At 61.2% G+C, this 12,142-nt stretch carries 15 protein-coding genes and 1 pseudogene; 5 read left to right on the forward strand and 11 right to left on the reverse strand.

Going from position 1 to position 12,142, the window contains the following annotated elements:
• The 9 genes and pseudogenes from NKH99_RS29890 to NKH99_RS29930 all read right to left on the reverse strand — a co-directional run.
• Nucleotides 1–1,548: PHP domain-containing protein (locus NKH99_RS29890; protein ID WP_353017455.1), on the reverse strand; the 1,548-nt coding region annotated here is incomplete at its 3' end.
• A gap of 107 nt (nt 1,549–1,655) precedes the next feature.
• A complete protein-coding gene (gene ligD / locus NKH99_RS29895) occupies nt 1,656–1,823 on the reverse strand; it encodes a non-homologous end-joining DNA ligase LigD (protein WP_352648371.1) in 168 nt (55 codons plus the stop codon).
• Between the two features lie 241 nt (nt 1,824–2,064).
• A complete protein-coding gene (locus NKH99_RS29900; protein WP_353017413.1) occupies nt 2,065–2,274 on the reverse strand; it encodes a hypothetical protein in 210 nt (69 codons plus the stop codon).
• A gap of 189 nt (nt 2,275–2,463) precedes the next feature.
• Nucleotides 2,464–2,610, reverse strand: a complete 147-nt coding sequence (locus NKH99_RS29905) for a DUF982 domain-containing protein (RefSeq protein WP_352648373.1) — start codon at nt 2,608–2,610, stop codon at nt 2,464–2,466.
• Between the two features lie 310 nt (nt 2,611–2,920).
• Nucleotides 2,921–3,175: a DUF982 domain-containing protein gene (locus NKH99_RS29910; protein ID WP_352495872.1), complete on the reverse strand. Its 255-nt coding sequence runs from the start codon at nt 3,173–3,175 to the stop codon at nt 2,921–2,923.
• Nucleotides 3,176–3,356: 181 nt separating this feature from the next.
• Nucleotides 3,357–3,575, reverse strand: coding sequence for a hypothetical protein (locus NKH99_RS29915; protein ID WP_352495871.1), 219 nt, complete (start codon nt 3,573–3,575; stop codon nt 3,357–3,359).
• Nucleotides 3,576–3,847: 272 nt separating this feature from the next.
• Nucleotides 3,848–4,075 carry a hypothetical protein gene (locus NKH99_RS29920; protein WP_353017417.1) on the reverse strand — a complete coding sequence of 76 codons (228 nt, stop codon included), beginning with the start codon at nt 4,073–4,075 and terminating at the stop codon, nt 3,848–3,850.
• A 639-nt stretch (nt 4,076–4,714) separates the two neighbouring features.
• A complete protein-coding gene (locus NKH99_RS29925) occupies nt 4,715–4,876 on the reverse strand; it encodes a hypothetical protein (protein ID WP_352648376.1) in 162 nt (53 codons plus the stop codon).
• Nucleotides 4,877–5,544: 668 nt separating this feature from the next.
• Nucleotides 5,545–5,742: pseudogene (locus NKH99_RS29930) on the reverse strand (transposase); the annotation flags it as partial.
• A 75-nt stretch (nt 5,743–5,817) separates the two neighbouring features.
• On the opposite strand from NKH99_RS29930, the gene NKH99_RS29935 reads away from it, so the two are divergent.
• Complete coding sequence (locus NKH99_RS29935) at nt 5,818–6,069, forward strand: DUF6074 family protein (RefSeq protein ID WP_352648378.1); 252 nt, start codon at nt 5,818–5,820, stop codon at nt 6,067–6,069.
• A 454-nt stretch (nt 6,070–6,523) separates the two neighbouring features.
• Here NKH99_RS29935 and NKH99_RS29940 read toward each other — a convergent pair whose 3' ends face one another.
• On the reverse strand, nt 6,524–7,387 hold the full coding sequence (locus NKH99_RS29940) for a nucleotidyl transferase AbiEii/AbiGii toxin family protein (protein WP_352648380.1): 864 nt from the start codon (nt 7,385–7,387) through the stop codon (nt 6,524–6,526).
• Nucleotides 7,384–8,211: a type IV toxin-antitoxin system AbiEi family antitoxin domain-containing protein gene (locus NKH99_RS29945; protein WP_352648382.1), complete on the reverse strand. Its 828-nt coding sequence runs from the start codon at nt 8,209–8,211 to the stop codon at nt 7,384–7,386. Before NKH99_RS29945 ends, NKH99_RS29940 begins: the two co-directional genes overlap by 4 nt.
• Before the next feature lie 195 nt (nt 8,212–8,406).
• Here NKH99_RS29945 and NKH99_RS29950 point away from each other — a divergent pair, with 195 nt between their 5' ends.
• From NKH99_RS29950 to NKH99_RS29965, 4 genes are read left to right on the forward strand one after another with little or no spacing between them, the layout of a single operon-like run.
• On the forward strand, nt 8,407–8,964 hold the full coding sequence (locus NKH99_RS29950; protein WP_352648385.1) for a hypothetical protein: 558 nt from the start codon (nt 8,407–8,409) through the stop codon (nt 8,962–8,964).
• Complete coding sequence (locus NKH99_RS29955; RefSeq protein WP_352648387.1) at nt 8,961–10,316, forward strand: 7-cyano-7-deazaguanine synthase; 1,356 nt, start codon at nt 8,961–8,963, stop codon at nt 10,314–10,316. Before NKH99_RS29950 ends, NKH99_RS29955 begins: the two co-directional genes overlap by 4 nt.
• Complete coding sequence (locus NKH99_RS29960; protein ID WP_353017424.1) at nt 10,301–11,503, forward strand: helix-turn-helix domain-containing protein; 1,203 nt, start codon at nt 10,301–10,303, stop codon at nt 11,501–11,503. Before NKH99_RS29955 ends, NKH99_RS29960 begins: the two co-directional genes overlap by 16 nt.
• Nucleotides 11,478–12,095 (forward strand): PIN domain-containing protein, encoded by a 618-nt coding sequence (locus tag NKH99_RS29965; RefSeq protein WP_353017427.1) that lies wholly within the window; start codon nt 11,478–11,480, stop codon nt 12,093–12,095. The genes NKH99_RS29960 and NKH99_RS29965 overlap by 26 nt, the downstream gene beginning before the upstream one ends.
• Nucleotides 12,096–12,142 lie beyond the last annotated feature (47 nt).

Genomic DNA, 12,142 nt, shown 5'->3' on the forward strand with positions numbered 1-12,142 from the left:
GGCGAACGCTGACCGCCGCGCATTACATAAGGGGGGGTCAAAATTGGACGCCGATCGGGGGTCAGTTTTGGAAGCCGTTTGACACCAATCGAGGTCGAGGCGCCAAGGATGTGCGTTGATTTCGACAGCGACCCCGTGTTTCGCACACGCTTTGAGGACTTTGTCGACGTCGAGATCATAACCGGGGCGGCGCAACAGCTGGCGACCGGTCATGTGCCCGATGATTGTCGTCCGAGGATTTCCGATCGCCGCAATGATACGCTCCGTCTGTTCCTTCTTGGGCAACTTGAAGCGGCTGTGCACGCTCGCGACGACGAAATCGAACATCTCCAGGATATCATTCGGGTAATCGAGCGAGCCATCCGCCAGGATGTCCGCCTCGATGCCCTTCAGTATGCGAAATTTCCCATTGTATGCCTTGTTCAGCCGATCAGCTTCGCGGTGCTGTTCAGCAATCTCCCGCAACGAAAGGCCGCCTGCGTAGTGAGCGGACTGCGAATGATCGGCGACACCAAAGTATTCGAACCCGCGCTTGCGCGTGGCTTCAGCCATTGCCTCAAGCGTTTCGGTGCCATCGGATGCGGTCGTGTGAGAATGCAGGATGCCATGAAGATCTTCATCTCGAATGAGGGCGGGTAGCTTCTGCTTTGCCGCTCGCTCGATCTCGCCCCTGCCTTCGCGCAATTCCGGCTCGATAAACTGCAATTCTAGCGCTTGGTAGATTTCTTCTTCTGTCGCTGACGCGATCAGCTTTCTCCCGCGATGAAGCCCGTTGGCGTCCAGGGTGAATCCCTTGTCGGCCGCGAACGTCTTCAGTTGCTCGAGGTGGTCTGCCGAACCGGTTGCTTCGAGCAGGCGCGCGCCAAAATGCTTCTTGTCCGTGACAACAAGCCTGAGGGTCGTATCCTCGATTCCAGTCGACTTTCTGGCCTGTGCTACCAGGGCGAAGTCGGAAACGAGCTCGCAACCGCGTCGGAAGTCACCTGCAATTTCGACGCGCGAAAACTCTGGATGCTGTTGCTTTACCGATATGACCGCATGGTGGAGAAGAGCGGCGGCCTTGTGCAGGTGGAGTTGCGTTTCGCCGCTTCGCACGATGGCCAGGTTCTGCAGCAGCTTTGTCTGAAGGGCGGCGCCGAGGCCTTTGACCGGGCGTATGCGGTCCTCTTTTGCCGCGGCCTCGAGCTCCGCCAGCGAGTTCACGCCGAGCGCCTGATGAAGCTTCAGTATCTTATCGGGACGAAGCCCGGGTATGGCAAACAGCTCCATCACGCCCGCTGGAACATCCTCGCGCAGCTTCTCAAGGCTTGGGTGCGTGCCGGTTTGGTAAAGCTTGGTCACGATGTCTGCGATCGCTTCACCGATCCCCGGGATCTTGGTGAGGGCGCCGGCGGCGATGATCCGATCAAGCGGCTGCGACAGCCCCGTCAGACTGTCTGCCGCGCGCAAGTATGCCCTTGTGCGATAGGGATTGTCGCCGCGCATGGACGCCCGTTGCGCGTATTCCCTCAAAAGACTGGCGACGGTCCTCGGATTGATTTTTGCCATGGCTTCAGCCAAACGAGGCCGATCTCCACAGGTTCCAATCAGGCAAGGCCGTGAGCGCCGCGTTGCCCTTTGAATACTGGCTTTACTGACTCTGCCCGCGTCGGACGCTACAGATTGGGCAAGGATTGGTCAGCGCGACCCCGCCCCAGCGATTCAAGGATAGCGCGGAACTGAAAGGCAGCGGCGCGGACGGCCTCAAAATCGAGGCCTTCATCGGGGTCGAGGTCGAACACGAGGCGGTCGGCCTTTCGACATCCGTATCCGGTTTCTGCCATCGGCTTTAGAAGCCTGACATTCCGGTTCCGGTCCCCTTACCTCGAGGTGCCCCATAGACGCCAAGTACCTCGCCCAGAGCAAGCTCCGATGCCAGTTTCAAGAAGTGCAAAATGGCCCATAAATGCGGCGACCAGAGTGAATGCTCTCGTATCCGGGTCTATTTCGAGCAGCGCGGACTTGGTCAGCATTCGGACAGCCTAGCGGGCCGTCCCAACATAGCCATGGGCACCGGCCTGCTACTCACGGAACCCCCCTCCTCCTTGGCAGCAGCCTCGAAAGCCTGACGGACCTCTTGTCGGCGCACAGTTGCACAGCCTTCCTCCACTTAGGTCCCATCTTGGCCCACTTCATGAGTTCCTCGGCGGCACCCTCGACGTTGTTGCACCCGTAGGTGACCCCAGGTCGGTCGGTCTTGACGTACACCGGAGGGGAGAACCAATGGGTTGCCACGACACCTCCTACTCAGGGGAGAGATACACGTTGGCCTCCTTAGCGGCAGCCTCAAAGGCCTTTCGTATTATGTGCGGGTCAATCGAATCGCCCTCCAAGGCTGACAGGCAGAGGATCACCGCCTTGTGCCAGCGAGGCCCTCGCCGGGTCCACATGTTGAGCTGCTCAAGATGGGCGCCATGATACCTCCTACTCAGGGGAGAGATACACGTTGGCCTCCCTGGCAGCCGCCTCAAAGGCTTCACGGACCTCTTGCGGGGACACCCTGCCCTCGAACGCGTCGACGCAGGATTGGACCGCCTTGGTCCACTTCGGGCCGTTTGTGTCCCACCCCATGAGCTCCTCGGCGGCTCCCTCGACGTGGCTGGCCCCATGCGAATGCCCGGACGTTTCGTCTTCACGTAGACCGGTGGAGAGAACCAGAGAGGACCCATAAGGGGGAACTTAGAGCGGCAAGAGCCCGCCGACCAACCCCGCTTTAGCCGCAGCTAAGGGAACGATGTAGGCCCTCACGGGTTTAGAGGTGGCAGCGGGATTCTTCGTGGATGTGCAGCCGCTGTAGGGGGGTCCGTCGCCTCTCCCTCACTGGCGGCGGGCTCCTTTCGCAAAGGCGGTGTTGGTCAGAGAACCTTTACCGCAATTCAAGTTAGCTGGTTGTCATTGGGGGGAGTAATGTCCCCTCCTCTTTTGCAGCAGCCAGGAATGCCTTACGAGCCTCCTCAGGTTCCATCTCGTCGAATATCACGGCCATGCAAATGCGCACCGCGAGGTCCCAGCAAGGGCCACGCCTGGTCCACTTCATCAGCTCCTCGCCGGCTGTCTCGGCGTTGTTGACGTCGCGGATGATCCCGGGACGCTCGGTCTTGACGGGGACCGGAGGGTTGAACCAGTGGAGGGCCATGCGGTCACTCTTTGTCGACCTTATCAAGTTCCTCCAGCAAATACCTTTGCTCAGCCCAGTTCCCGTTCTACAGGCAGATTTAGCAGCTTGCGAAGGTAATTGCGGATTACCTCTAACTGTTGAAAATGCGCAGGACGGCGCGCTTTGTTGCGATGCCACAGTGACTGGAGTTGGCTGACAGCTACTCGCCACCGTCGAAAGCCACGCAGAGGCCCATGGCAGTTGCTGCCTCGACGATCGCCTCGGTCAGTTCTTCATCGGAGGCCACCAAATAAGGCGCAGTCTCCCGCGCTTCGCGTAGTGCCGCTTTTATCGAGACCGTGTCGCGACGGTCCGCCCTGTTGAGGAGTACAGTGATTGCTTGCTCTAGAAGCGGACCGACCCTTTGCGCGACGCTCATCCAGCCCTCCCCAGGGACACGCCGAAGGGGAATCTACTCACTTCCTGACGGACATCAACGCCATGTACGAATCGTACAATTGTACGGTGCTAGGCCGCGACAGTCAGGAATCTTTGTAGAATTTCTGTGGTGGGGATCGGACACCAGCTCGCGAAGACCCTCATGCTCCTCCTCGATCCTATTGACGCGCCTCGAGCCGCCTTTCTCCCACAATCCCAGGTCGGTCTGTCCTGACGTACACCGCAGGCGAGAACCAATGGGTTGCCATGAGGCTATTCGCGAAGATCGAACCCGACGAACAGGCCAAAGGCTGGGGCAACATTGACAATAAGCTCCACCAGCTCGCAGTCAGTTTCCGCCAGATGTGGCCCGTCTCGGCGCACCGCTGCGATAGTCTCTTTGACGGAGATGATTTGGCCGCGACGGGCTTGTAGGATCAGCTCGTCAACAAGGTGTTTGGCAGTCACTTTGTCGGGTCGGCAGTTCGTCCAAACGTTCATACAAGGCCTCCCACCTCAGCGAGAACCCAAGGGAACATTCATGATCCTCTGTCGAGAAAAATCAAGCAGAATGTTTGATTACTTCTGAGTGGGAATCAGGGGGAGAAGCCACGAAGCGAGCCTCTATACTCTTTGACCTGACGCTCAGCCAGCGGCTAGGGACCTTCTTCCGTCGGGCCCTGTTTGGCCCGATCAATAGCCGCAAGTAATGACTGTAGGGTTGGCGGCAGTTCTGGTTCGACCTCCAGATTTAAGAACGTTTGTACGTGATGACGATAGCCTTCGGAACGGATCAGTTTCCGAAACGCTTCGGAGACAGACTGATGGTCTGCTTTGTTGCTCGTTGTCATGTTCGGGAAGTCCGACCAATGAGCCGCAACTCGCCCGCAACGAATGGGTTCCATCAGGAGGTCGGAATATTTGGAGAAATTTCTGAGCGGTAGCTGGCTCGCGCGAAGACCCCCCGTGCCCCCTTCGTTTGCCGCAGCATTAATCCTCGCTCTTTGAACTGAAGATTCGTGTCGGTCTGGGTCGGTGAACGTTGGAATGCTTCTGTCCGATGTTTGCTCACGCTGTGATGTAGGGCAGGCTCTTGCGGGACGGTGCCGCAAGGCCGCGAAAATGAAACGCCGGCCCAGTTCAACCCGCGCGACCTCCCTCAAAGCTGGGGGGATTGATCTTCATCAAGCGGTCTGCGGCCTCCGCCGCAGTTCGTATCCTGCTGCACAGCGCGAGATTTTCGGCCAGCATTTCTTCAGTGCGTTGAAGCGCGAGCTCGGTCCGGTGGATGCTGCCTGGCATTGGCAACTTCCGATGTCAAAAGATCGGCCGCCATCCCGTGGCCGTGGGGTTCCGTAGCGTCCATAGGTTTCTAATATGGGGGCCGATATCGTTCCGTGATGTCGGGCGAAACGGCGGGCCGCAGAAAAGCGCGATGGGCCGCATGACCAATGCGCTCCCTGTCAAAACAGCGCCAGAAACAGCCGAACGGCTTCGGCCGCTCTACATCCCACGGGCAGAGGCGATCACGGTCCAGAGGGCCATTGATCTGTTCAGACACGACTACAACGTAAGCGAAGACACACTCAGGCGGCAGGTGATCAAGCACCGTCTTCACAACCAGAGAATGCCCGGTGCTCCGTCGAGAATAAGTGCTCCCGGTTTGGTTATGGCGCTCGCCGGCGATGACGACGCGGTTGAGGCAGGACGATCGCGAGCACCCGGACCTAACTCGGTATTTCAAGCGGCTCGGCATCCCGCGACCCTGACTTGCTATCAAAAGTTATGGTCGCGGCGACTGTCTAAAGTAGACATTAAGTAGATGTCGCGGCCCGACAGAGCCCCACACAAGAGCGAACCGTTGCTGCCTTGCGCATCGCCCTCTAGGCCGCCGGCGTCGAGTTCATCCCGCAGAACGGCAGCCGCGCCGGCGTGAGGCTCCGCAAACCTTAGGCCTTAGACTCGTTACTGCGCAGCCACACACCTGCTTTTCGCCATCGGACGAAGCGGTTGCAACAGGTGGTGCGCGGCCCATAGCGCTGAGGCAGGTCGCGCCATGGAGCACCGGAGCGCAGCACCCAGAAGATGCCGTTCAGCACGCGCCGATCATCAACACGCGGCACACCTCGTGGCTTGTTGGGTAGACGCTTTATTCCATTGCTGACCATTGTCCAAAAGCGCTGTTAACCAAATTTTCTCACCCGCCAATGCTTATTCGCGCGACTGAAGGGGTGAGGTGATCGATGCGTGATTCAAACATTAGCGCGTTTCCGCTGCATCGGCGGCGGAAGTTGGTCGAAGGGATCGCCCGGATCCTGGAATCCAAGAACGGGGAGGACGCGAACGCCTTCTGGCGCAACACCGCCAAGGCAATTCTCGTTCAACTGTCCGAATCAGGAATTGCACCCGGGGTCGCCGAACAGGAAGTTGGAACGCTTCTTCATGCTGTCTTAGGCGATATCGCCACCCGCAGTGCTGCGAAACTTGCACAATAGCATCGGCTCACGATGAGGGATTGCCGCATAGAGACGCCCCGGGGCTCCACAAGCGTAGCACCACTGCATCCGTCAAACGCAGGTTTCTCACTGCGGATGAAAAGATAGCCGCGTTCGTCGAAATCATGCGCGCGAATGTGCTCTCGGGCGAGATACGGTTCCGCCTCGCCTGTCCGGCGTTCATCGACCAAATCGAGGTAGGCGATGCCGAAACCCGCGTTCATGGAAGGCCGACGGACCTTTTCCACGAGCTGAACCCGCAAAACCAATGAGCCGCCGTTGAGTTCCACACTGCCTTTTTATGCGACTTTCGAAGCACAAAAGGCGAACTTTGACCAAGGTGGCGCTGGTTCCATTTAAGCGTACTGACGGCGCCATCGAGACGGCTCACATGACCAGCATCATCGCAGGCCACAGCCGGCAGCTTGCCGCGCCCGTGAACAAAAATCTGTCGTCACCAAGCGATGCGGAACCGTTCCTTGATTTCCGAAAGCCGTGCCCACGGCTCACCCGGCAAGCGGTCCACAAGCATCATGAACACCCTACGGAACGAGTCAGCCGTGGCAGCTTCCGTCATGTGTTCGGCTGCTTCAGCAGGAAGTAGCGGCTTCATGTCTGTCAGAAACCGCGGATTGGTGAGCTTCGCGAGCATCCGCTCCTGGGCCTGCGCGCGGGATATGGACTGGCCTGACAGCTCAAGATACCGGCCGAACAGTACGGCGATACGATCAAGGTCGAGGCCTTCGAACGTCTCCAGCGCATGGGCGAGGTCGTAGAGGTCACGGCCCTTGTCGCGCTGCAAGAGCGCCCGCAGTTTCGTAGCCAACATCTCTTCGTGGGAAAAGGTGGGGATCGCGGCTTCGCCCGTGAACCATGGATTATCGACACGCAGCTGCATCGCTTGCGGCGGATCATAAGCCTCGATCTCGCGGGTATTGATCTCGACCTTGAGCCGGATGGGGACGCCGCTGCCGTCCTCCGCATCCACGCGGAAACGAAGCTTAGGGGCAACCGGGCTCTGGTCGAATTGCGCCCTGCCGAGCCACGGTTCAAGAACCACCCGCAGGCGGTCCAATATCGGCCCGATGGGACCGGACGAGGTCCGGACGAGATCTATGTCTTCCGAGTAGCGGAGCGGCGCAGGAAAATGCAGCTTATTGAGAGCGGTGCCACCGCGGAAGCGCAACGCGTCGCGAAGGCCTTCATCCGTGAAGATGTCGATGAGCGCGCGGCAGATGATGAGGTCCTGCTCGATCTGCCGCGGATCCGCCCAGGGAACGACATTGCCCCAGGCGACGATGTTCTGCGCCGGGATCATTCGTCGAGCTCCGGCACGCGGCGCACGATCACGCGCCAGCGCTCGTCGCGCTCCTGCGGCTCCTGCGCGAAATCCGGGTCGCGCGCCTCGCGCCGGTCGAGCTCAGTCCATGCCGCGGCGCCGCGGGCATGCAGCGCGGCGCGCATCGGCTCCGCCCGGTCCGTGTGACCGAGGCGGTCGAGCAAATGGCCAAGCCGCTGCACCACCGGCCGCTCGGCGGCGTCCGAGAGCGCCGCGAGCTGCGCGGGGTCGATCCTTCCGGCGAGGTCAGTGAGAACCGTCGCGAGATTGTCGATGCCGCCCGCCGCCTGCGGATAGCGCAAGAGGTCGAGGGCCGTGAGCGCGGGCGAGGATATCTTCATCGTGCCCGTGTCCGTCTTCCGCTCCTCGACGCCGGCCATCACCGCGGCCATGTCCTTGCGATAGTAGAAGACGATCAGGTTGCGGCCTGCCCTGATCTTGGGCAGTCGCTTCGCGGTGACGACTTGGAACTCCATCACGGCTTGGTGGGTAGCGCCATGAAGCTCCGCCGCCTTGAGCAGCCCCACGTAATAGTGTTGCCGTTCATAGCGCATCAGGGGGTCGATGTACCATGGCGGCGGCGGTGCACCCCACGATGCGAACTGCGGGGGCACGGCGATGTAGAAACCCTGCCGGGGGCTGAGAAGCGCCTTGCGGCGCTGGAGTCGCTCGGCGGCATCGAGGAACGCGCCGCGCTCTACGCCCAACGCCTGCGTGACTTCTTCATTTGTAAAGACGACCCGGCCTGCGGAGAGCAGGCCGGCAACATACGTGGAGAGGGCAGACCGCTGATCGTGAACCATGTGTCATTATCCGCGCTTAACGCGGAATATTCAACATGATTTGAAACTCTCTGCGACAGCATTCTGCATATTCCGCTCCAGCAGCGGACTTCTGGACATAATTTGACGGCGTTCTCGGGTCACCGAAATGATCGCGGTTCTCGGATTTGACATTGTCAGCATTTATGATTTAATTTCCTGACATGGAGAATCGCCATGAGTGATGGTCCTCACCGCAGCCTCAATATGCGTCCCCACTGGAAAACCGCCGCCCAATGGGCAGCGAATCTCGTCCACACCGCCGATCAAGTGTGCAGCGCGCTCGCACATGCCCTCAAGAAAGACATACTGGAAGCTCCCATCACTGCCATGCGGGACATCATGAACAGCGACACGCTGTTTCCAGGCATGCGCATCGACCAACTCGAAGCGCTTCGTGCACGCCATCCTCGTTCCGCCGCCACCAACAGCCTGATCGATTGCGCCGTGGAAGCGGCGGCCGCAGGCGCGGCCGGCGAAGCCGGCACGGCGGCCGCGGTAACGGCGGCGCTGGAAGATATGGCGCGCGCGCCTCTGCGCGGCATCGACGAACACTACCAACGGGAAGCAGGAGCCCGGGCGAGCCGCACCGTCCGCACCCGGCTCGATGAGGCGATGGGAAAGCTCGACTGTAACGGTATCGCTCAAGGGCTGCTCGCGCCTGCCCGTCCGCCATCGCGGCGCTTGGTGGAATTGCCGCGCCAGACCGGCCTTGACGAGGGACCGCCTCTATGACGGACGCAGCTTACAAAGCGCGGGTGCCTGTGCACGCCATCGACGTCGTCGCTTCCGGGCGGGGGCGCCGCGCCCGATCCACGTTCGACCTAGGTGAGAATTTCACCTGCTCCACGGCTGCCCTCGAATCCTATGCCTTCGCGCAGTGGGAGCCTGTCATCTACGACGCCATGATCGTCGCGGCGTCCGTCGAATATGCCGACCGCGGTTTCCCACGCCCGAAGCTGGGCTGGCGCCGCGATTTCACGGTACGAGTGCCGGTGCTGGAGCCTGAGCAGTGGATGGACTGTGCGGTGTATGACGCCCTACAGGATGCCGCCTCTTTCCTGACCGGTGATGACTGGGCGTTCGAGTTCATCCAGAGGGACGGAGAAACGCCGCATCCGCCGCAGGATTGCCTCCAGTTTAGCATCACGACCGATGCCGTCATCGCGTTCAGCGACGGGATGGATTCCCGCGCCGTCGCAGGACTGACGGCGCAGGCTCTGGGTCGCAAACTGGTCCGCGTGCGGATCGGCTCAAAGGCAGGCGGGCGCCCGGAACCGGGCGAGCCGCTTCCGTTTGCAGCGGTGCCTTACAACGTAAGTGCCTCGGGCGAGACCAGCGCGCGCAGTCGCGGGTTCAAGTTCGCGCTCATCAGCGGCATTGCCGCCTATCTCGCCGAAGCTTCCGAGATAATCCTGCCGGAAAGCGGACAGGGCATATTCGGGCCGGCGCTCGTCACCTCTTCAGCGCAAGCCTACCCCGATTACCGCAGCCACCCGCTCTTTACGAAACGCATGGAACGGTTCCTGACGGCGCTCCTGAAGCGCCGGATCCGCTTCGTCTTCCCGCGCATCTGGTCCACGAAGGGCGAGACGTTGCAGGCCTACGCGTCACTGTCGGGCAGCGACGACTGGCGCGAGACGCGCTCGTGCTGGCAAAACGCCCGGCACTGCTCTCTTAATGGCGAACTTATTCAGTGCGGCGTCTGTGCGGCGTGCATGCTTCGGCGGATGAGTATCCATGCGGCGGGCCTAACCGACGACGACAACGCCTATGCCTGCCGGGATTTGCATGCCGAGACCTTCGAGGATTCGATGCAGCCTGGCTTCCGCATGCGTGGCCGTGCCCTGCGGGAATATGCGATAGCGGGCGCGCAGCATCTTGACCACCTCGCCGATCTTGTTCTGCCGCTTCACCGATCTGTGCTACGGCGCCATGCCGTACTCGTCGGGCCCGCGCTGGACATGTCCGCGACCGTCGTGGAAACCGCGCTGGCGGCTGTACTCGAACGGCACGCCGCCGAGTGGAATGACTTTTTGCAGGATAAAGGAGCGCGTTCCTTCCTGAGGCAGTGGACGCGGGTATGAATATGATTGGACCGCGCGAGCGGCTGTCGGACGCGGAGATCGGCGAGCGCCTGCGCCTCGCGCGCGAGGGACGAAAGATCACGCAGGCCGCCGCCGCCGAGATGATCGGGGCGGCGCGTACGACGATCGTTGCCATCGAACAGGGCAAAAGGCGCATCCAGATGGGCGAACTGCAAAAGCTCGCCGCTGCCTACGGCACGTCGGCCAACGCCATTCTGCGCCGGGAGGCTGTCCATCTCGACATGGTGCCGCGTTTCCGCAAACTGCAAGAAAGCGAGGATGAGACCGTCGAAGAAGCGACCCGGCTTCTCAACGACCTGGTACGGGCCGAAGTAGAGCTGGAGGACGCCCTCGGCATCAGGCGCGAGCGCCGATACCCTCCTGAACGCCCGATCCTTCCAGGCGATCTTTACACCCAGGCCGAACAACACGCGCAGGAACTGCGCGACTGGCTTGGCCTCGGTCCGGGTCCCGTCACGGACATCGTGTCCATCCTTGACCTTCAGTTGGGCGTGCGCGTTTATGTCCGGCGGCTGCCTGGGAAGATCGCGGGCCTGTTCGCCTATGACGAGCGAGCGGGCGCGTGCATTCTGCTCAACGCTAGCCATCCGCACGAGCGCCTGACGCAAAGCGGCGCACACGAGACGGCGCATTTCGTATCGACGCGGCGTCAGCCTGAAGTGTTAACTGAAGACGAGAGTTTTGCGTCGCGCGAGGAGCGCTACGCCAACATCTTCCAGCGCTGTTTCCTGACGTCGGGCCGTGAAGTCCGCCAGCGTTTCGCCGAGATTACCGCGGGCCAGTCGCACCTGACCCGCCGCCACGTCATCCTCCTCGCTCACGCGTTCGGGGTTTCGCGCGAGGCGATGGTCCGGCGCCTCGAAGAGCTGGGTCTTGCGCGAAAGGGAACGTGGGACTGGTTCGTCTCCAACGGCGGCATCAGCGACAAGGATGTCGCCCAGGTCCTCGGCGAAATACCTGAGCGCCCGTCCTACAAAGGGCTGTCGCGGGGCCTCGTGCCGCCGCGTCTTGCCCTGCTTGTGCGCGAGGCATGGAAGAAGGAGCTCTACAGCGAAGGCCAGCTCGCACGGATGCTCCAGCTCGATCTACACGGCATAAGAGAGGTGCTGGACGGCGCGGAGCGCGAGGAGAGCGAGGCAGATGAGCTTGTCCGCATTCCTCGCTGATCCGAACAGCGTGCTCATCGCAGACGCGAGCGTTGTGATCGGCCTCAACGCGAGTGGTCACGCGCACCGCATTATCGAGCTGACCCAGCGCCGGGTTATCGTGCCCGACAACTCCTACCACGAGCTCGCCGTCGGCGCGCGGTTCGGCCACGACGATGGCGCGCAACTCGACATGCTGGTCGGTGCCGGGTTGGTCGAAAGCATGGCACTCGAAGGCTCGGCGCTGACAACTTACGAGGCGCTGATCGACGGCACCTACGGCGAGACGCTCGACGATGGCGAAGCCGCTACGATCGCTATAGCCGTGCAGCGCGGCGGCGTGGCCGTCCTTGATGAAAAAGCGCGCCGCATGTGCGAAAAGCATTTCCCTAATACTGTCCAAGGATGCACGGCCCAATGGCTGCTGGGGACAGCCACGCTGGGCAGGGCCGCGCACGTAGAAGCGATGATCAATGCGCTGCGCAAGGGCCGGATGCGCGTGCCGCTCGAGTTCCTGGATGCCGTTGTGGCACTCATTGGCGTGGAGGCGGCGGCTACTTGCCCCAGCCTGCCGCGCGTCGCCCGGCAGACTGCTACGCAAGCTGTTTCGTAGGGCGTCACTGTCGCGCTGTCGCCCGTCGCGGTCGTACCCGCTGGCCA

The organism is Mesorhizobium sp. M0854 (assembly GCF_040319815.1).
Taxonomy (GTDB): domain Bacteria; phylum Pseudomonadota; class Alphaproteobacteria; order Rhizobiales; family Rhizobiaceae; genus Mesorhizobium.